We start from the raw sequence: 26,544 nt of genomic DNA on the forward strand, positions 1-26,544 counted from the left end.
GTGCGTGGTGTTTCTCGGACTGGGGGAGTTTTTCTTCCCCTGAGTCGATAGGATGGAGACCATGCCAGCAGCGAAATACTCAGACGAGTTCAAGACCAAAGTGGTGCGTGAGGTGATCGAGAAGGACCGCACGATCGTCTCGATGGCCGCCTCATACGGTCTTGTAGCCCAAACGGTGGGTAACTGGGTCGCCAGGTACAGGAAAGAGCACGCCACCTACCACACCCTCAAACACGAAGAGCCCCTTTCGGCACCGATTCACTCGGCACCGCCTCAGTGGTCGTACTCGCGGTGGACGCCGCCTCCGACGCTGGCCGCCAGGATTCCTCGCCCCCGGGCCAGCAGCCGGGCCCCCTTGGCCGCGTGCCGAGGACTGCCGATGACGGTTCCGCCGGCGGTTCGCAGACCGCCAACGACGATGCGCACCAGGCCACCGGCCGCGGCCCGGGCCCGGATGACCGGCTGAGCCCCACCACCGGCCAGGGCCAGCTCCACACGCACCGAGGTGGCGGCGTGGGAGCGCTGCCGCCGCAGGATCCAGGGGCGCACGAGGCGCGAGGCCGGCACGTGGTCACGCACTCGCGCCTCATCGCACCAGCGGATGACGCCGCCGGCGGCGCTCAGGCGGCGGGTGAAGAGCGTGTCCTCTCCCCCGGTGGCGCCGAAGGCCTCATCGAAGCGCAGCCCGACCCGGCGCACGAAGCCCAGGTCCAGCAGCAGGCAGTTGGAGGCCGCCACCGGGCGGACCGTGCCGGTGGGCCAGGTCCTGCGCACGAAGAACTCGCCCAGACGCACCCACGCCTCCGGCTCGACCTCGTAGACGGGGATGACGGGGCCGGCCACCGCCTGGCAGCCGGTGGAGGCCCGCAGCCCCACGAGGGCGGCGAGCCAGCCGGGCTCGGGCTCCTCGTCGTCGTCGATGAAGACGAGCAGGTCGCGTCCGCCGGTCTCGTCCAGGGCGCGGTTGCGCACCGCCGCCACACCGGGCCGCTGCTCGACGACGTAGCGCAGACCCACGGCCCCGGGCTCCTCCGGGTCGTCCCTGGAGGAACGCACTGGAACCCCGGCGTCGGCCGCGGCGGCGAGGGCGGCCTCGCGCCCGGTGCCCTGGGCGTCGTTGTCGATGACGAGGACCTCGACGTCGCAGACGCCCCCGCCGGCCGCCCTGTCCACGTCCGTCACGCCCGCCGCGTCGTCCTCGGGGTCGCCGGCCTCGGTACTCATGCCGTCGACCAACGCACCGGCCTGTTCCAGGACCCCGCTGACGGCTCGCTTGAGGTCCTGCGGGCGGCGGAAGGTGGGGATGGCGATCGTCAGCCGGTTCATGCGTTCCTCCTGCCGGCCGATGCCGTGCTCCTTCGGCGCCGGGGGCGACCGTACTCGCGCACGTGGACACCCAGCGCGCCCACGACCATGCCCAGTCCGCCACGCGAGGAGACCTCGTAGCGGGCCTGGGCGGGCACGTCGCCGCGGATGCGAGCCACGCCGGCGCGCGCCCCATCGATTCCGGCCTTGGCCAGTCCCTTGGCACCGTAGCCCAGACGCAGCCTGAGACGGGCGAGCCGGCCGGAGGCACCGCCGTCGGCGGGCCCGGCCGTGTCGATGCGCACTCGGGCCCAGGACGAGCCTGAGCGCAGGGAGCGCTCCAGCACCCAGGTGCGCCGGGCGCGGGCCGCGGGCACGCGCTTGGTGACCACCGCCCCGGCCGCAAAGCGGATGACGCCGCCGGCGCGGGTGAGCTGGCGGGTGAACAGGGAGTCCTCGCCGCCGGTGAGCCCGTAGCGCGGGTCGAAACGCAGCCCCAGGCCCTCGACGACGGCCAGGTCCAGGAGCAGGTTGCCGGTGTCGGCGCTACGGACCTGGGCGCCGTCGGCGGCCTCCCAGGAGTCGAAGGCGCCTGAGGCGGCGACCCACGGGGAGGGGTCGACCTCGAAGGTCGGCGGCGTGGGACCGGTGACGGCGGCGCAGCCCTGGGCGCGCCAGGTGCTCACGAGGGCCTTGAGCCAGCCCGGTGAGGGGATCTCGTCGTCGTCGATGAAGATGAGGGCGTCGGAGCCGTGGGCCTGGCTCAGGGCCCGGTTGCGGCCGGCCACGATGCCAGGCTCGGGCTCGTGGACGTAGACCAGCCGCGACGTCACCGCCATGGCGCCCGAGTCAGCCGCCCCGGGCGGCTCGGCCGTCTCCGGCTGCTGGCCTGCCAGTGCCGCCCGGGCGGCCTCGACGACGGACCGCGCCCCGGCCTGCGGGTCGTTGTCCACAATGAGCACGCCCACCGTCGTCTGCGCGTCACAGACGTCGTCGGCCTGCGCCAGCAGCTCGGGGATCACCTGCGCGAGGTAGTCGTTGCGGCGGTAGGTGAGCATCGCGATGGTCAGGTGCACGTCCAGCCCCGTCCTTCCTCCCGCCTGCCGGCGGATCGCGGCGTGATATCAGGGTCTAACGGTACTATCACGAAGCGGGTGCGCCTCACGGCGGGAGCACCCGAGCCATGACGTCGCCCCGTACCCGGAAGGCTCCTGCTCTGATGACCAGCCCCCTTGACCCCGCCCAGGGCGCCGACTCCCCCGAGGCCGCCGATCCGACCGGCCCCGCCACCGGCGCCCCCGCCAAGGCCGTCGAGATCACTGAGGCCCCCGAGGCTCTCTCCGGCGACGAGCTGCTCTCGCGAACGGCGGTCATCGTCGTCAGCTACGACTCGGCGGCGCTGCTGGAGCGCACGCTGGCGCGCGTGGCCGAGGACTCCCCCGAGGCCCGCATCGTCGTCGTCGACAACTACTCCACGCCCGCCGCCCGCGAGGAGCTGGTGGCGCTGGCCTCCTCACGGGGCTGGGAGGCGGTTCTGCCGGAGACGAACACGGGCTTCGGCGGCGGCATGAACCTGGGGGCGGCCCGGGCCCGCGAGCTCGGCGCCGACCTGCTGGTCCTGCTCAACCCCGACGCCGTCATCGCCCGGGCCGACCTCATCCGCCTGGTGGCCAGGGCGCACGCGGACCGGCTCGCCCTGGTGGCGCCGGTGCTCAAGGACTCCAGTGGCCGCATCGTCTCCGACGGGATCGTCGTGTGCCTGGCCGACGGCTCGATGCGCTCGCGCCGCTCACCGCGCCCGATTCCCCCCGGCGGGACCCAGCCGTGGCTCTCGGGGGCCTGCCTGGCGCTGTCGACCGACCTATTCGAGGCCGCCGGCGGCCTGGACGCGCGCTACTTCCTGTACTGGGAGGATGTGGACTTCTCGGCCCGGGTGATGGCGGCCGGGGGCAGCCTGGCCCTGGTGCGCGACGCCGTCGCCGTCCACGACGAGGGCGGCACCCACTCCGAGGACGACCAGCCCGACCGCGCCAAGTCGGACATCTACTACTACTACAACGTGCGCAACCGGCTGCTGTACGCCGGGCTGCACCTGGACCGGATCACGCAGCGCCGGTGGGTGGCCACGGCGGGCCGGGCCGCCCGCGAGATCGTCCTGCGCGGCGGCAGGCGCCAGCTCCTGAGCACTCGCCGTCCGCTCATCACGGCGGCGCAGGCCACCCGCGACGGGATGAGGCTGCTGCGTGCCGCCCGCCGTGGCGAGCTGCCCGACGTCGACGTCCCCCTCATCCGCGACTGACGCAGCCGGCGCCTCGGTGTCCCGCCGCCGGCGCGGGGCCGACAGCGGGACGCCTTTGGCTGTCCGTCCGCCTCACAGGTAGTGGGCGCGCAGGTCCTCCGGACTCGTGGGGGACAGGTCGGCGAGCGTCACGTCGAAGACGGTGCGCGCACCGGTCTCGCCGCGAGCGGCCAGCCTGGCCACCGCGCGCGCCGTGGCGACCAGGACCGAGCCGGTGAACTCCGGGTTGGAGCCGAGCTGCAGCTCGAAGCTCACGGTCTCGGCCACGCCCTCGGAGGTGTGCCCGCGGCGGATGACGGAGCCGCCGTGCGGGATACCGGCGTGCTCGGCGGCCAGCTCCTCGGCGGTGATGAAGGTGACGGTGGTGTCGTAGTCGGCGAAGTAGTTGGGCATCTCCACGATCTCCCGCTCGATGCGGGCCAGGTCGGCGCCCTCCTCGGCCACCACGTAGCAGTCCCGCGTGTGCATGGAGCGGGTGGTCAGCTCGACGTCGTCGCCGGCCTTGACCGCGGCGACGGTGGCCTCCACCGGGCGGGTGTACTGCTTGGCGTCCACGACGCCCTCGATGCGGCGCAGGGCGTCGGAGTGCCCCTGGGAGACGCCGGGCCCCCAGAACGTGGTGGTGGCGCCGTCGGGCAGGACGGCCTCGCCCAGGACCCGCAGCATGGAGAACAGGCCCGGGTCCCAGCCGGTGGAGATCAGGGCGACGTGGCCGGAGGCCTTGGCGGCGGCGTCGACGACGGCGAAGTGCTCGGGGATGCGGGCGTGGGTGTCGAAGGAGTCGACGGTGTTGAACAGGGTGGCGGCGGCAGGGGTCTGCTCGATCAGGTCGGTGGCCGAGCCCCCGCAGTTCAGGCAGACGTCGACCTTGTCGGCCCAGGCGGCCATGTCGTCGACGTGGGCGACGGGAGCCCCCTGGGTGGTGACGCCGTCCGGGTCGCGTCGGGTGAAGACGACGGCGACCTCCATGTCCGCGTTCTTGGTGATGGCCTGCTCGACGCCGCGGCCGAGGTTGCCGTATCCGTTGATCGCTACCCTGATCATGGTTCCTCCTGGTGGGTTCTCACTACAGGGCGATCCTAGGGACGCTCCGTGTTGCCTGCGTGTGACATGTCGGGGAGTGACCGCCTCCTGGTCGACAGGGCTACACGTGTCTGCCGGGGTCCATGCGTTGGCGGAGCACACGGATCACATCAACACCACCATCACTCATGACGTAGAAGACGACATGGCTTCCGACGGCGCGGCTCCGGTAGCCGGGACGTACCTCATCTCTGGGACGCCCGCGACGGGGATCGTCTGCGAGGCGCTCCAGACATGTCTGAAGATCACGCGGATAGACCTCGTCCTGCCGCAGTCCCCAGCGCTCTTCGCTGTAGTCCCAGATACGTGACAGATCGCCGCGCGCAGCCGGGGTCAGGCGGTAGGTGCTCACGACGTCCTTACCGCCTTGGCCGCGATGAATCCAGCGAAGTGGTCATCGAGGCTGACGGAGGTATTCACTGATATGCCCACACCCTACCAATTATTGGTATCAAACGAGCGGTATCGCGCCTGGCCAACAACCGCGCGCAGAGAAACAGGGCGGGCCGTGAAGAAACGTGTCTTCCCGGCCCGCCCCGCAGGCGCGCTGCGCTCGACGGCGTCAGTGCTGCTTGATGGTGATCTTGTCGACCGCCAGGGTCACGGTCTGAGGTCCGGCCGAGCTGGACATGTAGGTGGTCAGCCCCACGTTGCCGGCCTCGTTGAGGGTCTTGTCGTTGTCGACGGTCTCGATCCCCCACTCGGCGGGCTCGGAGTCACCAGCCCAGAGCTTGGCCTGGATGTTGGTCGACTCCGCGCCGTCAACCACCATGCGCAGGTGGAGCGGCTGGCCGGCCGTGTAGGGCTGCTTCAGCACGTAGGAGCCCAGGGAGGTCTCCTTGCCCTTGACCGCGCGCGAGACCGTCACCACCGGGTTGCCGGTGCTGCCGATGCGGACCGTGGCCTGGTACTGACCGGCCTTGGTCGTGCGGGCGGCGTAGGAGATGAAGGCACCGTTCCCGGAGGGCACCGCGTCCAGGGAGAAGTCCACGACGGCGTCGGTTGAGGTCGACTTGATCGGATCGGAGATGATGGAGGCCGAGGAGCGCGGACCGGCCATGGCGATCCGGCCGCTGGTGCCGTCGACTGAGAAGGCCGCTGCGTTCCAGGTGGTCTTCCACTCACCGCCGGTAGCGGCCTTGCCCCAGCCGCCGTTGACGCTGCGCTCGAAGGGGTCCTCCAGCAGAGCCTTGCCCTCGGGCTGCTTGCCCTTGTCCTTGTCCTTGCCCTTGTCCTTGTCCTTGTCCTTACCGTTGCCCTTGTCCTTGCCATCGCCCTTGTCCGGCTCGACCTGCTTACCGGTGGCCGCGGTGTAGTGCTCGGCGATCTGCCGGGCGGACAGCGGAGTGCTGTAGACGGCGGCCTCGTCGATGTCGGCCTGGATGTTGGTGCTGGAGGGCTGTCCGTTGACTCCGCTGAGGGTGTCCCCACCGATGCGCCAGTAACCGGAGTAGCTCTGCCCCGAGGTCATGGCGGCATCGAAGGCGGCGAGGTTGCCGTCCACGTAGAGCATGGCGCCGGCGGTCGGGCTCATGGAGGCCACGATGTGGTGCCACTGTCCGTCGTTGTAGCTCTTAGGAGTCGTGATGGTGGTCAGCTTGCCCGGGTAGAGCATGAAGCTGAGCGTGCCGTCATTGCGCATGTACACCACGCGGTCGTGGTTCCACGACTGGTTGGTCGCAGAGGAGCCGTAGCCCATGATCTGCCCGCCCGAGGTCGAGGTCGTGCGGACCCACGTCTCCATGGCGAAGGAGGTGGGGGCCTGGGAGGCGACGCGCGTCGCGGCGTGCGACTTGTTCTTGCTGTCCGAGGTCAGGCCCAGCGAGGAGCCCGAGCCCAGGACGGACCCGCTTCCGCGCTTGTAGGCCTTGCCTCGGATCGTCAGGTTGCGCTGGCCCACGAAGTCCTCGGCCTTGTCACCGCTGGTCTCATCGAAGGACCAGTAGTGGGCGGCACCGTCGGCCAGGACACGGGCACCGTACTTGCTCAGCCCCTGCCCCTCAGCGGCCTTGACCGTCACCCAGTCCGAGACCGTGGAGGCGCCCCACTGGTCGGTCACCTGGACCCGGTAGCGGTGTGTGCTTCCAGGCTCGACGACGTCGGTGGCGCTGAGATCGGGGCGCTCCCAGAAGCCGGCGGTCACCGTCTGGCTGGTGACCGGCTGACCGTTCATGGAGTCGCGGTAGACGTTGTAGGTCAGGGTCTTGTCGTCCCGGTCCCAGTTGGCCTTGAAGGACAGGGAGACGACGCCCGCACGCGGCGAGGTGCCGGAGACCTTGAAGGCACCACCCTTGTCCATGGGCCCCTGCTTGTTCGGGGCGATGTCACGGCGGGCGAAGCGCACCAGTCCCTGCTGGGCCTGGCCATTGACGGCCAGGAACTCACCGCCGTAGACGACGTACTTGTCGTTGCCCTCGACGGTCCAGGTCGCCTGGACGGCGCCGGAGATCTTGCCCGGCGTGAAGTCGGGGTAGAAGTTGAGGTTCGTGGTGGCGTTCTGGCCGGCGTAGTTCTTGTAGCCCCAGCCGTGGTTCTCCTGCACCGTTCCGGTGGCGGCGTTCGTGTAGGCCACCGCGTTGTGGTAGTGGTACGAGACGTCCGGGAAGCCGCCGATGTTGGAGCAGTCGTGGGAGTGGCTGGCGGCATAGACGACGTCGCCGGCCGGGAGGACGTCGTAGGAGTCGCCGTGGCAGTCGGCCATGTAGTCGATGTCCCCGGTGACCCAGTTCAGGCGCATGACGCCCTCGAAGGTGCCGAGCCGGGAGTAGCTCGCCGCGTACAGGCCCTGCTCGTCAGCCTTGACGCTCATGACGGAGGCCTCGGCGCCGGCGCCGCGGACCACGCTGGAGGCGTTGTTCTTGCGCAGGCTGCCGTCCTTCTCGAAGATGGCGATCCCGTGACCGGGCTTGTCGCTGCCCCCGACGGACTCGAAGGCCCCGCCGATGGCCACGGCCGAGCCGTCAACGGCCTCGACGATGCTGCGCACGTAGTAGTTGTCGATCTTCGGCGCGAAGCTCGTCAGCTGCTGGTTGCTCAGGTTGAGCGCGGCGACGCGCTGGCGGGCCGAGGAGTTGACCTGGGTGAAGGCCCCGCCGATGTAGAGGGTCTGCCCGTTGGAGGAGACGCTCAGGGCCTTGACGCTGCCGTTGGCCGAGACGCCCAGCGGAGCGCGCTGGCCATCGGAGGCCCTGACCGCTCCGACACGCCAGGCCGTCTGGTTGTTCAGCGTCGTGAACTCGCCGCCCAGGTAGAGGGTCTGGCCGTCGGCGGAGGCGGCAATGGTGTTGATGGTGCCGTTGGTGGTGGGCGCCCAGTCGAGGATCTCACCGGTGTTGATGCTGTAGGCCATCGCGTTGCCGCGCGGCGACTCATTCTGGCCGGCAGGCGATCCAGCAGGCCTGACCGAGGAGAACTTCCCGACGGCGTAGACGATGTCCCCGACCACGACCTGGTCCCAGACAATGCCATTGATCTGGGCGGTGGGCAGGGCGTCGGCGGAGACGGTGCTGGGGGTGCCGGCGGCACCGGCGGGGGCCGGGTCCGCGGCGGCGGGAGATGCCGGAGCGAGCGTGACGGCACCAATGGAAACGAGAGCCGCGGCCAGCAGGCCGCTCAGGAGTCGGCGGGGGAGCTTCACAGGTATTCCATTCAGAACATACACAGATAACGGACACGCAACCTCACGAGGGGCTGGTACTCCGCACCCGACCTGGGTCGACGGGCGGGCTCATCGTACACCGTCGACAACTTGCCCGTCGCTGTTTTGGCACACACCACAGAGTGGAACAGTCCCCCCCACGCACCGACCATTCGTTCGAATGGCGCCATTGTCCCGGCGTTTCAAGGATTCCGGCGCGCCTATAAGTCCTCACCATCGGAGCCATCTCCCATATAGACATCGTTCAGGTTGTCTTCAGAGCCGCTTCATCTCATGTCACGGCGAAGCAACGATCAAGGGCCTCCAGCCGGGCCGCCCGAGCGGACCACCCGCCACGCCAAGGCGCCGTCCGTCGCCCACTTTCATGGGCAACGGACGGCGCCTTGGATGACAAGGACGTCGAAGAGCGACTAACGCCCTCAGAAGACTCGTCCCGGGTCAGCCGGCAGAGCCCCGGAAGGTGGCGGCCCCATGGTCCGCACCCAGATCGACAACGACCTTGATATTTCCTCGCCCCTCCGCCGGAATGACGAAGGCCCGATTCACGGTCACCGTCTCACCGGCTGCGAGCTTGGGCGGTACCGCGTCCGAGGCCGAGACGATCTCACTGGCGGGCGTACCAGCGCCCTCGCCGTAGTTGACGGTGGTGGACAGCACACTGGCCAGCGGCAGGTCCTGGCTGGACCTGTTCGTCACCGTCACCGGGATCAGGACACCAGGACCTCCCACCTCGCCGGGCCCGCTGGCGAAGTCCTTCGCCTGCAACTGCCCCAGGGAAACCACCAGGTCCCCATCGACGCGGACGGACTTGTCCAGGCCCACCTCGGGGTACTCATCCTTCGACAGGTCACCGGTCTCAACGGCCTTGCGATCGATCGAGGAGGCGTCCGGGGTGGAGACATCGTCCGAGGGGGACGCAGGCGCCGCCGTCGGTTTCGCGGTCTGAACCGTCGGCGTGGCGACGTTCGAGGGAGCGGCCGGAGCAGAGGCCGAGCCACTGGCAGAGGCCGGGGCGGAGGCGGAGGGGCTGGCAGTGCTCTGGGACTTTCCGCCTCCACAGGCGGCCAGTCCCAGCCCCAGCACCAGGACGGCGGGCAGGATCAGCATTCGAGTTCGTGACACGTGCCGAAGCGTACGGCCTCCGCCGCGCACTGCACCGCCTTCAGCGAGCACTGAGTTCGGGAGCACACCGCCACCGACGACAGAACCGGAGGCTTCGGGGGATACGCCGCGAAGACCCGCAGATCCAACGGTTCTCATGGCCGTCATCATCACTCATCATCCTGATCGTCCTGGTCGTCCTGGTGACCCCGGTCGTCCTGGTGACCCCAGCCATCCTGGTCGTCCCAGCCATCCTGGTCGTCCCAGTCGTCATGCTTCTTCTTGTTCTTGTTCTTCTTGTTCTTCTTGTTCTTGTTCTTCTTGTTCTTCTTGTTCTTGTTCTTCTTGTTCTTGTCCTTGCCGTTGTTGTCGTTGCCTCCCTGATCGTTGGCATCGCCCCCGCTCGCGGAGAAGCGCACGAGTCCCTGCTGGTGGATGCCGTTGACCGCGACGAACTCACCGCCGTAGACGATGTACTGGCCGTTGCCCTCAACGGTCCACACGGCCTGGTTCAGTCCGCTGTAGCTACCGTTCGCGAACCCGGGCAGGAAGCCGTTGTACTGAGTGGGCGCGGGCTGCCCCTCGAAGTCGCTGTAGCCCCAGACCTTGTTGCGCTGCACGGTTCCGGTGGCCGCGCTGGAGAAGCCGACGGCGTGGTGGTACCTGCCGTCCTCCTCCCCGTCGGAGAAGCCACCGATGTTGCTGCAGTCGTGGGTGTGTCCGGCGATGTAGATGACGTCATTGGTGGGCAGCACGTCATAGGTGTCGCCGTGACAGTCGGCCATGAGGTCGATGTCCCCGGTGGTCCAGCTGGCCCGGAACATCCCCTCGAAGGCGCCCTCCTGGGAGTAGGCGACGGCGTAGACCCCACGGGAGTCGGACTTCATACTCATGATCCCAGAGTGCCTCCCGGCGTTGCGGACAACGCTGGCGATGTTGGTCTGCCGCAGGGACCCGTCCTTCTCCAGGACGGCGAGACCGTATGCGTCGGAGGCCCCTCCCACCGAGGTGAAGGAGCCGCCGATCGCCACCGCGGAGTTGTCGGCGGCCACCGTGATGGAGCGCACCATGTAGTCATCGACCTGGGGGGCGAAGCCGGTCACCCGATGCGTCTTCAGATCCACAGCACCGGCGCGCTGACGCGCCGAGGAGTTGAGCTGGGTGAAGGAGCCCGCCAGGTACAGGGTGGAACCGTCGGGGGAGAGCTCCAGGTCCCAGACCGCCCCGTTGGCCGATGCCCCCAGCGGCTTGCGCTTGCCAGTAGCGTCCACCGCCGCCACCCGATAGACCGTCTCATCGTTGACGGAGGTGAAGGTGCCGCCGAGGTAGATGGTGGAGCCGTCGGCCGAGGCCGTGACGGAGCTGATCTTGCCGTTGACCTTGGGCGCCCAGTCCAGCAGCGCACCGGTCGTGATGTCGAAGGCCATGGCGTTGTAACGAGGAGACTCGTTCTCACCCTCGGCCGCACCGAAGGGACGAGCGTTCTTGAACTCCCCGACGACGTAGACGGTATTGCCGACAACCACCTGGTCCCAGACGATGCCGTCGATCTGGGGGGTGGGCAGAACCTGCGGGGAGGCGAGTGCGACCTGCCCCGGGGCTGCGGCGGCCGGGGGCGTGACAACAGCTGGGGCGACGAGCGCACCAAGGGCGAGAGGGAGGGCGGTCAGGACCGCCCCCACACTGGAGACAGCGCGGAAAGAATGCACGAGTGCTCCGTTCTTAAGACGTGAGGGAACGTGGGTAGGTGGCGCAGCATGACGGGAGCAGCCCCACCGCAGACCGAACCGAGGGGAGGGCAGCGGGACCGGCGCCGGTCACGAGGCTATTACAGAGGTAACGTCTTGATAACACCTCAAGCAGACTTTGCCCCACCTCTTGTTGTGGAATCAATCACGAACGTCATCGAAGGGCGCCCTCCGTCCACTTTTCTCACAGGTAGCCTCTCACTAACACGCACCGGGTTCCACACCCGATTCTTGGCTGGAATGCTCAGCGCTCACCCAGGTGGTGCGGACCAGTCGAACGCGATCCTTCCACCATAGTTCCGGCGCACCACCAGCGCGGCGCCCCGACCCCGCGCTCCGGAGTGTCGGAGGTACTCACGGGACGACTCGTTCGGCGTGTCCCGACGCCCACCTGCCTCTACACTGCTGACCGGGTGTACCGGGTGCACGCGGCACAACGAGTCCTCGAAGGCTCCGCAGGAACCTGCGGGCTCAGGGGCGAGAGCCCAAGCACCTCACCTCCTCACCCATCGCCTCATCATCACCATCCTCATCGTCACTGCCAGCACCGCCCCGTCACCCTCATCGATGATCCTCCGCCCTCACCGCGACCGGCAGTCGCATCGAAGGGGATCATTGGTTCCCATCCCTTACCGGCTCCGCCGCCCTTCGAAAGGACTCCGTTGACTGCTGTGAACCCGGACAGGCTCCGTATCGCCATGATCGGGACGCGAGGCGTCCCCGCGCGCTACGGAGGCTTCGAGACCGCCGTCGAGGAGGTCGGCCGACGCCTGGCCGACCGCGGCCACCAGGTCCTCGTCTACTGCCGCAACCCCGAGCCGGACACCCCGCTTCCCAACACCTACTTGGGGATGCGGCTGGTCGAGCTGCCCTCGGTGAAGAACCGCAGCCTGGAGACCCTGTCCCACACGGCTCTGTCGGTGGTCCACCTGCTGCGCCGCACTCACCCGGACGCGGCCTTCGTCTTCAACGCCGCCAACTCCCCCTTCCTGCCGGCCCTGCGCGCCGCACGCATTCCGGTGGCCACGCACGTCGACGGCCTGGAGTGGCGCCGCGGCAAGTGGGGCCCCACCGGTCAGCGCTACTACCGAGCTGCCGAGGCCCTGGCCGTGCGCTACTCCGACGCACTCATCGCCGACGCCCAGGGCATCGCCGACTACTACACCGAGGAGTTCAACGCCCCCACCGACCTTCTCGCCTACGGGGCGCCCCGCATCTCGGCTGATACCTCGCGCCTGGCCGAGCTGGACCTGAGCCCCAAGGGCTTCCACCTGGTGGTGGCCCGCTTCGAGGTGGAGAACCACGTCGACGTCATCGTGGACGGCTACGTGCGCTCCGGGGCCACGATGCCGTTGGTCGTCGTCGGCTCGGCCCCCTACGCCGACGACTACACCGCCCGCATCGAGTCCCTGGCCGACGACCGCGTCCACCTGCTCGGCGGCCTGTGGGACCAGGAGCTGCTCGACGCCCTCTACTCCGGCGCCCTGGTCTATTACCACGGCCACTCCGTAGGCGGCACGAACCCCTCCCTCCTGCGCGCCATTGGCGCCGGGGCCGCGGTGGACGCCTTCGACGTCTCCTTCAACCGCGAGGTCCTGGGCGAGGCCGGACGCTACTGGACCACGCCCGACGAGGTGGCCGCCCTGGTCGTCTCCGCCGAGTCCGACGTCGAGGCCCAGGCCGCGCGCGGCGAGGCGTCCCGCAAGCGAGCGGCTCTCTACGACTGGGACGAGGTGGCCTCCGGCTACGAGGCCCTGGCCCGGCGCCTGGCGCTCGGGGGTCCCGTCCGCCGTCGGCCCTCCGGACGCCGCACCGGGAAGGTGAGCTGGTGAGCCGGGGCGGGGCGGGCAGCACCCGCACTGGTGCCGCCCGGGTTCTTGTAGCCCACCCCTCCCCCGACCTGTACGGCTCGGACTGGCAGCTGGTGGAGACCATTCACGGACTCATCGAGACCGGTCACGAGGTTCTCGTGGCCCTGCCTCAGGACGGGCCCCTGGTCCAGGTGCTGCGCGACGCCGGCGCCCGCGTGGCCGTCATGCCCTTCACGGTCCTGCGCAAGGCCCTGCTGAGTCCCACCGGCCTGGCGAGGCTGTCGGCGCAGGCCGTCCCGGAGGTCGCCCGGCTGCGGTCGGTCATCCGCGCCAGCCGCGCCGAGGTGGTCCTCACCAACACGGTGACGATCCCCTGGTGGCCGGTGGCCGCAAGCGCGGCCGGCGTGCCGGTGCTGGCCCACGTGCACGAGGCCGAGGACACCCAGCGTCGGATCATCCGCGCCGGGCTCAACGCCCCGCTTCTGGCGGCCTCCCGGATCGTGGCGAACTCCGGGGCGGCCCGCGACGCGCTCCTGGACGCTCAGCCGCGACTGGCCTCGCGCACGGAGGTGGTCCATAACGGGGTCGCCGGACCGGACCGGCCCCTGGAAGCCCTGCGCCCCAGGCGGCCCGGGGACTCCTTCCGAATCGCCATGGTGGGGCGCCTGTCCCCGCGCAAGGGCGTGGATGTGGCTCTGGACGCCGTCGGCCTGCTGCGCCGCTCGGGGGTGGATGCCTCCCTGAGCGTGTGCGGCTCGGTCTTCCCCGGTTACGAGTGGTACGAGGCCGAGCTGCGTGAGCGCGCAGATCAGGAGGACCTCACGGGGCACGTCGAGCTGCTGGGTTACGTGCACCCCACCTGGCCGGTGCTGGAGGCCGCCGACGCCGTCGTCGTGCCCTCTCGGGCCGAGCCCTTCGGGAACACGGCGGTCGAGGCGATGCACGCGGCCCGGCCGCTCGTGGCCTCCCGGGTCCAGGGACTGGCCGAGGTCGTCACCGACTCGGCGACCGGCCTGCTCGTGCCCGCCGACGACGCGCAGGCCCTGGCCGATGCCCTCGGCTCCCTGGCGGCCGACCCGGCCCTGGCGGCCCGGCTCGCCGAGCAGGGCGAGCGCGAGGCCGCCGAGCGCTTCTCCGTGGCCGGGTACCGCGCCACGATGACCCGGATCGTCGACGAGCTCCTCAAGCGCTGAGGCCCCACCTCCGCGTTCCTGGTTTCTGCCGAGACCGACATATTTCGCGTAGCCCTACGGTTTTTCTGTAGGGCTACGCGAGAAACGCCCGGCTCGGCGGATCGTCAGCGCTGGGCGGGGCGCAGCGGGTCCTCGGCCAGCCCCAGGGACAGGCTGAACTCGCCGTCCAGGGGCTGGTCGGGCCGTTCGAAGGGGACGACGCCGTCGCACAGGAAGACGGCCATCTCCACGAAGCTGGAGAAGGAGGCCCCGATGAGGTGCTGGGAGCTGGCCAGCAGGTAGAGGTCGACCAGGCCCGAGCGCACACCCTTGACGGTGTTGTATCCACCCTTGTCGGTCAGGAAGACGCAGCCGTCGAACTCCCCGGCCAGCTGCTTCTGGGCCTCGGGGGTGTCGCAGGACAGGAAGAAGGGCACGTCAGGGTGGTCGGCGCGGATCTGGCGCATCCGGTTGGCGAACCACTCCACCGGTGAGGACTCGATGGTCTTGGCGTGGGAGACCGCGTGGGTGCGCACCTGGATGCCGACGTAGGGGCGTCCCCGCAGGTGGGCGTCGTAGAGGGCGCGGACCTCATCGGCGATCTCGTCAACGGGGGTGAGCTCGCGCAGCCGCTCGGTCCAGGGGCGCGGCCCGGCGGGTCCGGCGCCCTCCTTCCAGGTTGGGTCCGCCCAGGTGACGGGCAGGCCGTGGGAGTGGATCTGCCACAGGTGGCGGCGGCGCAGATCGGCGGTGATCCGAACGCCCTTGGGCTGGCGGTACCGGGCCAGGGGGAGGAGCGCCCGGGAGGTCAGGCGCGATACGGGGCTGCCCCCTTTGAAGCGCCACAACTCATCCATCCGGGGGCCGAAGTACTCATCGGTGCTCCACACGTAGTAAAGATCGCGGTCCTCGACCCGGGCGAGCTCCTGAGCGGATAGCAGCGCGCGCACGCGGTTGCCCAGCCCGTCCTTGCGTCCCGTATAGACCAGTAGCGCCTTGCGGCCGGTTAGCAGAGCCATAAGATTCCTTAACAGACGATTGAGGGAAAAGTGATTGGAGATCTCGACGAGGCGCTACTGGAGGTCTTTGCGCAGGTCGCGGTACCACTTGGGCAGGGCCAGGGCCACGTAGCCCGCGTAGCCCAGGAGCATGATGCCGTACACCCACAGGAAGACCGTGGGCGCGAAGCGGGTCATGAGCACGAAGCACATGAGCCCGTAGTCCGTGGGAGCCGACAGGACCGACTTGAGGACGCCGGGGCGGGACTCGTCCTTGGCCAGGGGCGTCCCACCGTGATAACGCAGCTGATACGTCAGAATATAACTGAAGAAGTGAATATTTTGAACCGCTCCGAAAGCCAACGGAATAAGCAGGACCGGGGCCGGTAATTCTGCAAAACGGAACAGTGAGATCGCAATGGCTCCGTGAATTGTCGAGAGCTTAATAACGTCTGCGACGTGGTCGAGCCACTCACCTGCTTTCGATCCACCGTTGCGCAATCTCGCCAGCTGCCCGTCAGCGGCGTCGAGGGCGTACCCGAACATGAGCAGCAGGGCGGTCGCCACGGTGGACACGGCTGTAGGACGCCACAGGGCGATGAGGGCGATGCCACTGTAGGTGCACAGCGCCGACAGGACCGTCACCTGGTCCGGGGTCGCGCCCAGCCGGTGGGCGATCGCGGCCAGGACCCGACCTGCGGGGCGGTTGATGATGCGGGAGTAGAGGGGAGCACCGGCCTTGGACTTCTGGGCCCGGGACAGGGCCCTGATGTTCTCGGCGATGGTGGGGGAACCAGCGGGGGAGCTCATGAGGCTTCTCCTTGAGCGGGGCCCGGGGAACCGGGCCGGGTGTTGGACAGATGAGGAACGGATAGATGAGGGAGTCGGGGGACGTCGGGCAGTGGTCGGGCGTCGGGGCACGGCGTCGGCTCCCGGGCTCCGCGAGCCGGCTCAGCACCGACGGCCCACAAGGAGGGGATCACCGCCGCGCCAGCTCTCGACGACGCCTGGCCACGTCCCGGCGCACCCACCAGGCATACGGGAGGATCTGGCACAGGATCACCGAGATCACCGAGCCCAGGATAGGTCCGGCCGCGTCGAAGCGCCCAATGAGGGCCCAGGAGATGGCGAGGTTCATCGGCACCAGGATGAGCACCGGGACGACCTGGAACTGCAGGCCGCGCGGGTCGGTCATGTACATGCCCAGCGGCTGCTTGCCGGCCTCGACGGCGACGTAGGCGGCGAAGGCCCACACGAGCGCGGCCGGCAGGACGATCTTGCCGTGGGACATGACTCGGGCGGCCCAGGGGGTGATGGCGACCAGGGCGAGAGCCAGGAGGAAGCCGCCCCCACTGAAGGCGATGGCCGGCTTGAAGGGGCTCTCGACGCGCTTGTCGGCCCGGGCTCTGGCGAACATGGGCCACATGGCGACGCCGGCCGCCATGACGGTCTGGGTGAGCATGTTGAACAGGTTGTTGGCCAGGTTGTACTCGGCCAGCGCCTGCGACTGCCCCAGGTGGGACAGGAGGAGGCGGTCGGTCTGGAAGGCGATCGGGATGGCCAGGGACTGCAGCAGCTGGGGTCCCGCGGTGTTGACGATGCGCACGCCGCGCACGCTGCGCAGCCGTGGCACGTCCCTCAGGGCGCCCTTGAACAGGGGGCGGGTGGCGCGCCAGGCGACGACGATGCAGATGATCGACACCAGGGCGTTGGCGATGTAGGAGTAGATGGACACGGCGTTGCCGCGCCCCAGCCCGGTGACGATGGCCAGCAGCAGGAAGCAGGACATGGCCGGGGAGACGACCCCCTGACTGATGACCTGGGTGGTTGAGCGTCCCAGGCCGATGATGACCCGCTGCCCCACGGACAGCGGCAGGGCCGCGGCGTAGATGATGAGACAGACGGTGGCGGTGAGCCCGCCGCCCTCCATGAGCTTGTCCCCCAGCAGCCCGGGCCAGGCGCCCAGCAGCATGATGACGATGCCGACGGTGCTGATGACCAGGGCGGAGCCGAGCAGCACTCGGACGGCAGTGGTGATCGTGCGCCGCACGGTCGAGTCGTGAGCCGGGTCGCTCGAGCTCGCCACCGTGTTGAGGATGACCGCGCCGATGCCCAGGTCGGTGAAGGGCATGAGGGTGGGGAAGGTCGCCAGCAGGCCGTACTGGGCGAAGGCGTCGGCCCCGAAGTGCCTGATGATGAGGCTGGTGTTGACCAGCCCGAAGATGCCCGAGACCCCCATGACCACCACTTTGGCCACGGCTGTGGTTCCCACAGATGACCAGCTGGCGCCCGACGACGACCCCCGCTTGAGGATCCCGCCGAGCCGCCGTAGCGGCGAAGGACGAGAGGCCCGGGACACGGCCGCCCCATCGCTCGCCTCAGCCGTCGAAAGGCTTGCAGCGTCTGAGACATCCACAGGTCTCCGACACTCAGTGGCGCCGGCCGGGGCGCCGCCGTCCGCCGGCTGCGCCCCGGCCGGCCCGGAAGCCGGCACGGGCGCCGAAGAACTCGACTGGGTCACATCGCACTCCTGATCTTGTAGGAAGGTCACAATCCGGCATCGGAAAGACACCCGAAGACAGGCATGAGACTAGACGCATCGGGATCGACGACCTGGTATCTTTTGTTTATCGTCTTGTGACATAGACGGCCCCCCACCCACCCTCCTTGGCACAACCCCAGCAAAACGCCCCTGACCAGCCAACACTCCGTCTGCTGGAAGAACCCTGAAAGGTCCCTCACAGGCGCATCGACATCCCCATATCGTTGCGCACCTGTAACATACAGACAGTTCAGATACCTCTCGACTCCTCGTCCCACCCATGCGATCTTGGCCACTTCCCACAAATAACGTCCGAAAGACTTAGTAGCATTCTTAAACGCTGCTGTTCGCGACGTCCCGTCAGCACTAGCCGACCAGTTTATTGCCCACCCACGATCATCCCTGCGGAGTCCACCTTGTCTAGTTCGACCCTGACACTGCCCCAGCGCGAGCAGCACCGGCGTCCCTCGACAGCAGCAGCCGGCGCCACCTCCCCCACCGCTCCGCGCAGTCCTTGGGCACGCACGCGCTATGACCTCGTCATCTGGCTCGTCCTGTCCGATCTCTTCGCCGTCGCCGTCCCCTTCTGGCTCGCCCTCCTGGACGGCCACCTGCCACTGGTCTGGTCCGCGACCACCGTGGGCATCACGATGGTGCTCGTCGCCTGGTTCCTGGGGGCTCTCGGCATCGACGCCGTCGAGCAGGCCGGCCCCGGCACGGGCCGCTTCGTCGCCGCGGCCGCGGTGAGCCTCCCGGTGGCCCTGCTGCTGGCCGACCTGTCCGGAGTCGCCCGGACCACTCTGCTGGCCACCCTGGCGGCCCAGCTCCTCCTGGCCGTCACCGGGCGCTCCATCGAGGCCGGGTGGCTGCGCCGCCGCCGCCTCGAGGGGCACGCCCTGCGTCGCACCCTCATCGTCATGGGCTCGGGCTCCCAGCCCATGCTCACCCAGCTGCGCCGCCACCCCATGGACGGCTTCCTCATCGTGGGATACCTGTCCTCCGGGCAGGACCGTGCCTTCCACTCGGCAGAGCCCGTGCGCAGCCCCCAGCACATCGCCCAGACCCTGCACGCCGAGCGCATCGACGCCGTCATGACGGTCGGCTCGGTCATCCCCGAGGACCTGGTCACCCTCATGCGCGGCCTGGAGGGCACCCAGGTGCGCCTCGTCGTCGCCCCCGGGCTGCAGGACGTCGTCCCCGGGCGCATGCGGGCCCTGACCGTCACGCACGGCTGGACCGGCCTCATCGCCGTCAAGACCCGACGCACCCGCGCCGCGGGCAAGGCCCTGTTCGACCGCCTCGCCGGCGCCCTCGGGCTGGCCCTCATCTCACCGCTGCTGGCGGCCACCGCGCTCGCCATCCGCATCGACTCCCCCGGTCCGGTCTTCTACACCCAGACCCGCGTGGGCCAGAACGGCAAGCCCTTCACCATGTGGAAGTTCCGTTCCATGTACATCGACTCCGACGCGCGCCGCGCCTCGGTGGTCAAGGCCGGTGGCGACGCCGGCAACGAGGTCATGTTCAAGGACCGCCAGGACCCGCGCATCACCCGCGTGGGCCGCTGGATCCGCCGCCTGTCGATCGACGAGCTCCCCCAGCTCATCAACGTCGTGCGCGGGGACATGAGCCTGGTGGGGCCCCGCCCCGCCCTTCCCGTCGAGGTCGCCAAGTACGACGCCGAGGCACTGCGTCGTCTCCTGGTCAAGCCCGGACTGACCGGTCTGTGGCAGATCTCCGGACGCTCGGACCTGTCCTGGGCCTCGACCGTGGCCCTGGACCGTCACTACGTGGAGAACCGGGGCGGAGTCCTGGACGCGAAGATCTTCGCCGGAACGCTGCGCGCGGTTATCGGCGGAAAGGGAGCCTACTGATGATCACCGGCTATGTCCCCGGCGGCTTCGACATGCTGCATGTGGGGCACCTCAACATCCTCACCGAGGCGGCCAAGCGCTGCGACCGCCTCATCGCGGGGGTCGCCACCGACGAGTCGCTGGAGCGGATGAAGGGGCGCGGCCCCATCGTGCCCCTGGCCGAGCGCATGGCCATGGTGGCCGCCCTGCGCATGGTGGACTCCGTGGTCCCCGACTACGACCAGGACAAGCGCCTGGCCTGGAAGCGCTCCCCCTTCGACGTGCTGTTCAAGGGCACCGACTGGGAGGGCACCGACAAGGGCCGCCGCCTGGAGGCCGAGATGGCCGAGGTCGGGGCCTCGGTGATCTACCTGCCCTACACACCCACCACCTCCTCGACGATGCTGCGACGCACCCTCGTCCAGGAGGTCGCATCCCGTAGTCCCCAAGGGGCCAAGTGACCACTTCACGTAACGACTTCGAGACGCCCGACACCCCGTCGAGCAGCATCGACTCCGCCGCGGACCGTCCCGGTCTGCTCGCCCGTGCCGCGAGCGCCCTGCGACCCCGACGGCGGAGCAAGGCCTCCCAGCCCGACGACGTTCAGGACCTCGGCTCGGGTCTCACCTCCGGCACCACCACCTCCCGGCTGGCCGCGACCTTCCGCATCCCCCAGTCGCGCGCCCAGCGCGTGCGGCTGCGCAAGCGCCTGTCGTCGCTGGCCGCCGTCATGTGCGTCACCGCCCTGGGAACGGCCGCCTGGCTCCACGATGGCGTGGCCCAGGCCGACCTGCACCTCAACGACGGCGGCGTGTGGGTCACCTCCACCTCCAAGCACCTGGTGGCCCGCCTCAACTACCCCTCCCGCGAGGTCGACGGCACGATCCGCACCTCCTCGTCCTCCTTCGACGTCACCCAGAACGCCGAGGACGTCCTGGTCCCCGACTCCGGCGACGCCTCCGTCTCCTCGGTCGATCCCGCCCAGGTCGCCTTCTCCGGGCGCACCCAGCTCACCAAGGGCGTGACCATCGCCCAGGGCGGGGACCGGGTCATGGCGGTCGACAAGGTCCAGGGCACCATCCGCGCCGCCAAGACCACGTCGGCCGGCTCCCTGGCCGCGGCCGCCCCCGTGGTCACCGGCATGCCCGACGTCGTGGCCGCCATCGGCAAGGACGGCGCCATCCACGCCGTCTCGGCCACCAGCAAGTCGCTGGTCTCCCTGGAGACCAGCGACAAGGGCTGGAAGGAGGCCACGAACACCTCCCTGAAGCTGACCGCCGGCACCGATCTGGCCATCACCGCCGTCGGGGACCAGCCCGTGGTCCTGGAACGCGGCACCGGCATCCTCCACCTGCCCGAGGGCAAGTCCGTCAGCCTGGGGGCCTCCGGCCTGGTGCTCCAGCAGCCCGGTCCCGAGGCCGACTCGGTCCTGGTCGCCTCCCGCAACGAGCTCATCTCCGTGCCCATGGACGGGGGCAAGGTCACCAGGACGCCGTCGGCCAAGGAGGGCCCCGCCCCTGAGGGCGTGCCCGCCCAGCCGGTGCGACTGGGCAAGTGCGTCTACGCGGCCTGGTCCGGCTCGGGCCAGTTCGTGCGCAGCTGCTCGGGACTGTTCGGCGGCGGCACCGACACCGCCCACGACGACAAGCTCGCCTCCTCCTCCGCCCCGGTCTTCCGGGTCAACCGCGACGCCATCGTGCTCAACGACCTGGACACGGGCTCGGTGTGGCTGCCCAACGAGGACCTCGTCCTCATCGACGACTGGACGGACAAGACCGCCCAGACCGACGACAACGCCAATCAGAAGGACGACTCGGCCAACACCTCGGACTCGCAGACGCCCCCGGAGCGCACTGAGGAGAACCACGCCCCCAAGGCGACCGACGACAGCTTCGGCGTGCGCCCGGGCCGCTCCGCGCTCCTGCCCGTGCTGGCCAACGACACCGATCCCGACGGCGACGTCCTCACCGCCACCCCCCAGGACAACGGAGGCTCGCTCAAGGCCACCAAGGCCCAGGGCGGACTGGCTCTGCGCATGGACATCCCGGACAACGCCTCCGGCAGCTTCTCCGTGCCCTACACGGCCGACGACGGCCGCGGCATGAGCGACTCCGCCGTCGCCACCGTTGACGTCCACGGCTGGGACGTCAACGGTGCCCCGAAGCAGATCACCACCCCCACCCTCACGGTCGCTGAGAAGGCCTCCGGCTCCCTGGACGTGCTGGGCCACTGGCTGGACCCCGACGGGGACAACCTCTACCTGGTCTCCGCCCAGGGCGAGGGGCTGGACACCAAGGTCTCCAACGAGGGCACCGTCACGGTGCGCGAGCTGGGCGCAGGCACCGGCACCCGCGACCTGACCGTCACCGTCTCCGACGGCCGGGAGACCACCTCCGGCGTGGTCAAGGTCGACGTGCAGCCGGCCCAGTCGGCCAAGCCGATCGCCAACGCCGACCACGTGCGTGTCGTCGCCGGCTCCAAGGCCGTCGTCTCGCCCCTGGACAACGACACCTCCCCCTCCGGGGGGACGCTGCGCCTGGCGGCGGTGCAGGAGGCCCCGGCCGGGACCTCGATCAGCGTCGACCAGCAGGCCGGTGTCTTCACCTTCTCCACCGAGGCCAATGCCCAGGCCCAGACCTACTACCTCACCTACGACGTCATGGACGGGGCCAACACCGCCCAGGGCATCGTGCGCGTGGACGTCACGCCCAAGGCCGACGCCACCGTGCCTCCCGAGGTCGAGAACGACACCGCCCTGCTGCGCAACGGCGGCTCGACGACCATCGCCCCGCTCAACAACGACTTCGACCCCTCCGGGGGGATCCTGGTCCTGCAGTCGGTCAAGGCCCCGTCGGACTCCGGGGTCACCGTCACGGTCGTGGACCACTCCCTGCTGCAGATCACCGCGGCCAGCACCGTCCCGGCCAACCTGACGGTGGAGTACACCGTCACCAACGGCACCTCCAGCGCCACCGGGAAGGTCGCCGTCGTCCCGGTGACCCAGTCCCAGCCCCAGCCGCCGGTGGTCACCAATGACACCGCCGTCGTGCGGGCCGGCGACGTGGTCACCGTGCCGGTCCTGGACAACGACTCCTCCCCCGCCGGTCTCAACCTGTCGGTGGACTCCCAGGTGAGCCTGGTGGGCGACGAGCTGGGCACCGCCTGGGTCAGTGAGAACACCGTCCGCTTCCGCGCCGGCAACCGGCCCGGCCGCACCTCCTACGCCTACACGGCCAAGGACGACCAGGGGCAGACCGCCTCGGGCATCCTCACCGTGGAGGTGCGCGCCCAGGACGCCGAGCACAACTCCGCCCCCTCACCGCGCAACCTGGAGGCCCGCACTCTGGCCGGCTCGACCACGAACATCACCGTGCCGCTGGACGGCATCGATCCCGACGGCGACTCGGTGAGCCTCGTGGGCCTCAACCAGGCCCCGTCCCTGGGCTCGGTGGAGATCAACTCCTCGTGGCTGACCTACACGCCCTCCGAGGGGGCCACCGGCACCGACACCTTCACCTACGTCGTCGAGGACCGCTTCGGGGCCCAGGCCACCGGCACGGTCCGAGTGGGTGTCGCCCAGGCCTCGCCGCTCAACGTGGCCCCGGTGGCCACTGACGACCTGGTTGTGGCCAAGCCCGGGCGCACCGTGGCCGTGGACGTGCTGTCCAACGACCTGGACACCGACGGCGACAACCTGACCCTGGAGGGCGACCCGGTCTCCAGCGACCCCTCCCTGGGCGTGTCCATCCGGGCCGGCCGCCTGGTGCTCGACCTGCCGAAGAAGGAGGGCAACCACTCGGTCACCTACACCGTCTCCGACGGACGAGGCGGTACGGACACCGGCACCGTCACCGTCCAGGTCTCGAGCAACGCCCCCCTGGCCAACCCGGTGGGCGTGGACGACTACGTCACCGTCGACCAGGTCGACGCCAACGGCCGGGTCACCGTCCCGGTCCTGGACAACGACAAGGACACCGACGGCTCGCCGTGGGACCTCAAGCTGTCCTCCTCAGACCCCGACGTCGAGGTGGGCAAGGACTCCCTGAGCCTGACGGTGGGCGAGACCCAGCGGCTCGTGCTCTACACGATCACCGACGCCGACGGGCTGACCGGCCACGCCGTCGTCGTGGTGCCGGCCCGCTCGGCGCTGCGGCCCCGCATCAACCCCTCGGCCGTGCCCGCGCGCGTGCTGGCGGACAAGACCACGGACATCAACCTGTCCTCCTACATCCTCACCCGTGAGGGCACCAAGCCCGTCATCACGGACACCTCCTCCATCCACATGGCCAAGGGCACCAAGGACGCCAAGGCCGCCTCGGGCGGGTCGGCGCTGTCCTTCACCCCCGACTCGGGCTTCACCGGGCAGACCTCGGTGACCTTCACCGTGGCCGACGGCACCGGCTCGGATGCCTTGAACTCGACGCTCACGCTGCCGATCATCGTGGAGTCCTCGACGAACCGGCCGCCGACCTTCACCCCCACCGAGGTGACGGTGGCGCCCGGAGAGGGGGCCGTGACGGCCAACCTGGCGGCCATGGCCACCGACCCCGACCCGAACGACAAGCTCTCCTTCCAGGCCGGTCCCGCCCCCGCGGGATTCGAGATCTCCCTGAGCGGCTCGACGCTGTCGGTCAAGGCCGCCGACAAGACCGCCGAGGGCACCACGGGCTCCATCCCGATCACGGTCTCCGACGGCGTCAACCCGCCGGTGAGCGCCTCCCTGCCCGTTCGGGTCAGCGCCTCCAACAAGCCCCTCATGACCACGGCCCCGATCAACCTGGAGTCCCGCAACGGCGAGGCGGTCAGCGCCGACGTGTCCAAGGCGGTGAGCAACCCCTTCCCGGACAAGCCGATCACCCTGTCCGGCACGCCCACGATCACCTCCGGGCAGGGCGCGATCAGCGTCTCGGGAACGACCGTGACGATCACGCCCAACAGCGGGTTCCACGGCACCATCACCGCGCAGTACAAGGTGCTGGACTCCACCGGCTCGGAGTCCCGGGCCGTCACCGGCACCATCACCGTGCAGGTCGGCGGGGTGGCGCCCGCGGCCCCCTCAGGGGTGAACGTGACCCCCGTGGATGCCAACTCGGCGCGCGTGTCCTGGACCGACGGCTCCGCCAACGGCTCCCCCATCACCGGCTACAAGGTCAGTGTCAACGGCACCGAGCAGTCCTGCTCGACCTCGAACTGCCTCATCAGTGGCCTGACGCCCGGTAAGAGCTACAGCATCCAGGTCGTGTCCACCAACAAGTACGGCGACTCCGAGGCGGCGACGGTGTCCTACCAGCACAACGCCACCGCCAAGACCCCGGCGGCGCCCACGCTGACGGCCGGTTCGGGCAAGCTCACCGCCACCTGGACCGAGGTGGACGACCCCTTCGGGGGCACGGCGACCTACGACGTGCGCCTGTCGGACGGCACCGTGCAGACGGGCCTCTCCGGAGGCTCGGCCTCCTTCGACGTCGCCCCGGGACGCGCCTACACCGCTCAGGTGCGCGCCAGGTCGAGCCAGGGGACGGTCTCGGAGTGGTCCTCCCCGTCCAACTCGGTGACGCCCTACGGCGAGCCCGGCACCCCCGGGACCCCCGTCATCACCCCCAACGGAGCCACGGTCACCGTCAGCTGGCAGGCGGCCAACGGCAACGGCAGCCCCGTGAGCTACACGCTGCACTACACCAACGGGCACACCAGCGACTCCAAGGACGTGGGAGGCGCCACCTCCACCACGGTCTCGGTCTCGCGCGGAACCTGGACCTTCTGGGTCGAGGCCGACAACGGTCACGGCTCCAAGACCTCGGGCCAGGCCAGCTACAGCTACAAGCCGACCCCGCTGACGCCGTCGACCCCCGCCGTCAGGGCCACCGGCAACAGCGGCGAGCTGTCCGTGAGCTCCTCGCCCCGGGCCGGCAACGGCTGGAGCGTGGGTGAGCTGACGGTGGAGTACTCCGTCGACCAGGTGACCTGGACCACCTCCTCGACCATCCGGGGACTGACCAACGGGCAGACCTACACCGTCTACGCCCGCGCCAACGGCGGCGGACAGTACTCCGACGTCGTCGCCTCCTCGCCGGTGGCGCCCTACGGTCCGCCGTCATCACCCTCGGTCAGCTGCGAGCTCACCGGCAAGAAGCAGAAGAGGGTCTCCTGCTCCTGGAGCCCCGGGGCCAACAACGGTGCGAGCACCAAGTACGAGCAGACCAGCAACGGCGGCAAGACCGTGGAGGACGTCGAGATCGGTGACACCTACACCGGCAAGCTCAAGCGCGGTGAGTCGCTCACCTGGTGCGTGCGGGCCAAGAACAACGCCGGCACCTCCGAGTGGGGCTGCGACACCGTCACCAGGCCGCCCAAGCACGGCGACGATGACGATGATGACGACGACAAGAAGCAGCCCGTCGCGGTTGGCACGCAGCAGCAGTTCTCCGTGGACTACTCGCAGACATGCCGTCCCTTCGGCCCTTGGGGCACCTGCTACCAGATGGTCTTCGACCTCTCCGGCAACCCCAACAGCACCTTGTCCTGCGGCTACTGGCACTGGGACACCTGGGACTGGCAGCCCGCCTGGAACGAGGAGGAGGTCACTCTCGATAAGAACGGCTACGCCCGGCACAAGTTCCCTCACCGGACACCGAGATGGAACCAGACCGTCACCTGCACCCAGCAGTAACCGGATCATTAACCAGATCGATGCCCGCAACGCAACAAGTCACACACTCACCTCTCTCCACCCGAAGGATCATTGATTCCATGCCGATGACTCCCGAGAACGCGACATGGTTCGCTGACGCCTTCTCCACCATTGTCAACAACGTCGGTCAGGCGCTGCTCGACAAGGAAGACGTGATCAAGCTGGCCCTGACCACCATGCTCGCCGAGGGCCACCTCCTGCTGGAGGACGCCCCCGGCACCGGCAAGACCGCCCTGGCCCGGGCCCTGGCGGCCTCGGTGCAGGGGACGCACTCGCGCATCCAGTT

General features: G+C 69.3%; 17 protein-coding genes and 1 pseudogene. 8 read left to right on the forward strand and 10 right to left on the reverse strand.

All coding sequences use genetic code 11. The features are described from left to right. Window positions 1–61 precede the first annotated feature (61 nt). Window positions 62–199, forward strand: a pseudogene (locus BKH32_RS14760) (transposase); the annotation flags it as partial. A 74-nt stretch (window positions 200–273) separates the two neighbouring features. Here the strand turns inward: BKH32_RS14760 and BKH32_RS09755 are convergent. Together BKH32_RS09755 and BKH32_RS09760 are read right to left on the reverse strand one after the other, a co-directional pair. Next, window positions 274–1,326: a glycosyltransferase family 2 protein gene (locus BKH32_RS09755; RefSeq protein WP_075249855.1), complete on the reverse strand. Its 1,053-nt coding sequence runs from the start codon at window positions 1,324–1,326 to the stop codon at window positions 274–276. Next, the gene (locus BKH32_RS09760) at window positions 1,323–2,381 is read right to left on the reverse strand and encodes a glycosyltransferase family 2 protein (protein ID WP_075249856.1); all 1,059 of its coding nucleotides are present in this window, start codon (window positions 2,379–2,381) and stop codon (window positions 1,323–1,325) included. Before BKH32_RS09760 ends, BKH32_RS09755 begins: the two co-directional genes overlap by 4 nt. A gap of 143 nt (window positions 2,382–2,524) precedes the next feature. Between BKH32_RS09760 and BKH32_RS09765 the strand changes: the two genes are divergently transcribed. Further along, window positions 2,525–3,604 (forward strand): glycosyltransferase family 2 protein, encoded by a 1,080-nt coding sequence (locus BKH32_RS09765; protein WP_075249857.1) that lies wholly within the window; start codon window positions 2,525–2,527, stop codon window positions 3,602–3,604. Window positions 3,605–3,676: 72 nt separating this feature from the next. On the opposite strand, the gene BKH32_RS09770 is transcribed toward BKH32_RS09765, so the two are convergent. The 5 genes from BKH32_RS09770 to BKH32_RS09790 form a co-directional block, all read right to left on the reverse strand. After that, window positions 3,677–4,648 carry a diaminopimelate dehydrogenase gene (locus BKH32_RS09770; RefSeq protein ID WP_075249858.1) on the reverse strand — a complete coding sequence of 324 codons (972 nt, stop codon included), beginning with the start codon at window positions 4,646–4,648 and terminating at the stop codon, window positions 3,677–3,679. A gap of 100 nt (window positions 4,649–4,748) precedes the next feature. Further along, window positions 4,749–5,039 (reverse strand): type II toxin-antitoxin system RelE/ParE family toxin, encoded by a 291-nt coding sequence (locus BKH32_RS09775; RefSeq protein WP_075249859.1) that lies wholly within the window; start codon window positions 5,037–5,039, stop codon window positions 4,749–4,751. A gap of 210 nt (window positions 5,040–5,249) precedes the next feature. Beyond that, window positions 5,250–8,324 carry a LamG domain-containing protein gene (locus BKH32_RS09780; RefSeq protein WP_075249860.1) on the reverse strand — a complete coding sequence of 1,025 codons (3,075 nt, stop codon included), beginning with the start codon at window positions 8,322–8,324 and terminating at the stop codon, window positions 5,250–5,252. A 459-nt stretch (window positions 8,325–8,783) separates the two neighbouring features. Further along, window positions 8,784–9,467: a hypothetical protein gene (locus BKH32_RS09785; protein ID WP_252862748.1), complete on the reverse strand. Its 684-nt coding sequence runs from the start codon at window positions 9,465–9,467 to the stop codon at window positions 8,784–8,786. 149 nt (window positions 9,468–9,616) lie between these two features. Continuing rightward, window positions 9,617–11,155 carry a hypothetical protein gene (locus BKH32_RS09790; RefSeq protein ID WP_075249862.1) on the reverse strand — a complete coding sequence of 513 codons (1,539 nt, stop codon included), beginning with the start codon at window positions 11,153–11,155 and terminating at the stop codon, window positions 9,617–9,619. 737 nt (window positions 11,156–11,892) lie between these two features. Here BKH32_RS09790 and BKH32_RS09795 point away from each other — a divergent pair. Together BKH32_RS09795 and BKH32_RS09800 are read left to right on the forward strand one after the other, a co-directional pair. Continuing rightward, window positions 11,893–13,026: a DUF1972 domain-containing protein gene (locus tag BKH32_RS09795; protein WP_075249867.1), complete on the forward strand. Its 1,134-nt coding sequence runs from the start codon at window positions 11,893–11,895 to the stop codon at window positions 13,024–13,026. Then, window positions 13,023–14,198, forward strand: coding sequence for a glycosyltransferase family 4 protein (locus BKH32_RS09800; protein WP_075249863.1), 1,176 nt, complete (start codon window positions 13,023–13,025; stop codon window positions 14,196–14,198). The genes BKH32_RS09795 and BKH32_RS09800 overlap by 4 nt, the downstream gene beginning before the upstream one ends. 104 nt (window positions 14,199–14,302) lie before the next feature. On the opposite strand, the gene BKH32_RS09805 is transcribed toward BKH32_RS09800, so the two are convergent. From BKH32_RS09805 to BKH32_RS09815, 3 genes are all read right to left on the reverse strand, one after another. Beyond that, on the reverse strand, window positions 14,303–15,196 hold the full coding sequence (locus BKH32_RS09805; RefSeq protein ID WP_075249864.1) for a hypothetical protein: 894 nt from the start codon (window positions 15,194–15,196) through the stop codon (window positions 14,303–14,305). 54 nt (window positions 15,197–15,250) lie between these two features. After that, a complete protein-coding gene (locus tag BKH32_RS09810) occupies window positions 15,251–15,985 on the reverse strand; it encodes a CDP-alcohol phosphatidyltransferase family protein (RefSeq protein ID WP_075249865.1) in 735 nt (244 codons plus the stop codon). 169 nt (window positions 15,986–16,154) lie between these two features. Further along, a complete protein-coding gene (locus BKH32_RS09815; protein WP_075249868.1) occupies window positions 16,155–17,414 on the reverse strand; it encodes an oligosaccharide flippase family protein in 1,260 nt (419 codons plus the stop codon). Window positions 17,415–18,133: 719 nt separating this feature from the next. On the opposite strand from BKH32_RS09815, the gene BKH32_RS09820 reads away from it, so the two are divergent. The 4 genes from BKH32_RS09820 to BKH32_RS09835 all read left to right on the forward strand — a co-directional run. Then, entirely contained in the window at window positions 18,134–19,588 is a 1,455-nt protein-coding gene (locus tag BKH32_RS09820; protein ID WP_075249866.1) for a sugar transferase, read from the forward strand. After that, complete coding sequence (locus BKH32_RS09825) at window positions 19,588–20,028, forward strand: adenylyltransferase/cytidyltransferase family protein (protein WP_021606967.1); 441 nt, start codon at window positions 19,588–19,590, stop codon at window positions 20,026–20,028. Before BKH32_RS09820 ends, BKH32_RS09825 begins: the two co-directional genes overlap by 1 nt. Next, a complete protein-coding gene (locus tag BKH32_RS09830; protein ID WP_081376773.1) occupies window positions 20,025–26,237 on the forward strand; it encodes a fibronectin type III domain-containing protein in 6,213 nt (2,070 codons plus the stop codon). Before BKH32_RS09825 ends, BKH32_RS09830 begins: the two co-directional genes overlap by 4 nt. 80 nt (window positions 26,238–26,317) lie before the next feature. Next, window positions 26,318–26,544: AAA family ATPase (locus tag BKH32_RS09835; RefSeq protein WP_178384609.1), on the forward strand; the 227-nt coding region annotated here is incomplete at its 3' end.

The sequence above is a fragment of the Actinomyces oris genome (assembly GCF_001929375.1).
Taxonomy (GTDB): Bacteria; Actinomycetota; Actinomycetes; order Actinomycetales; family Actinomycetaceae; genus Actinomyces; species Actinomyces oris_B.

What these genes read in the sequence shown, in the direction of transcription:
- BKH32_RS09795 (WP_075249867.1), top strand. Translation starts at nt 11,893, where the DNA reads ATGATCGGGACGCGAGGCGTCCCCGCGCGCTACGGAGGCTTCGAGACC.
- BKH32_RS09815 (WP_075249868.1), bottom strand. Translation starts at nt 17,414, where the DNA reads ATGGGGGTCTCGGGCATCTTCGGGCTGGTCAACACCAGCCTCATCATC.
- BKH32_RS09805 (WP_075249864.1), bottom strand. Translation starts at nt 15,196, where the DNA reads ATGGCTCTGCTAACCGGCCGCAAGGCGCTACTGGTCTATACGGGACGC.
- BKH32_RS09765 (WP_075249857.1), top strand. Translation starts at nt 2,525, where the DNA reads ATGACCAGCCCCCTTGACCCCGCCCAGGGCGCCGACTCCCCCGAGGCC.
- BKH32_RS09770 (WP_075249858.1), bottom strand. Translation starts at nt 4,648, where the DNA reads ATGATCAGGGTAGCGATCAACGGATACGGCAACCTCGGCCGCGGCGTC.
- BKH32_RS09755 (WP_075249855.1), bottom strand. Translation starts at nt 1,326, where the DNA reads ATGAACCGGCTGACGATCGCCATCCCCACCTTCCGCCGCCCGCAGGAC.
- BKH32_RS09810 (WP_075249865.1), bottom strand. Translation starts at nt 15,985, where the DNA reads ATGAGCTCCCCCGCTGGTTCCCCCACCATCGCCGAGAACATCAGGGCC.
- BKH32_RS09825 (WP_021606967.1), top strand. Translation starts at nt 19,588, where the DNA reads ATGATCACCGGCTATGTCCCCGGCGGCTTCGACATGCTGCATGTGGGG.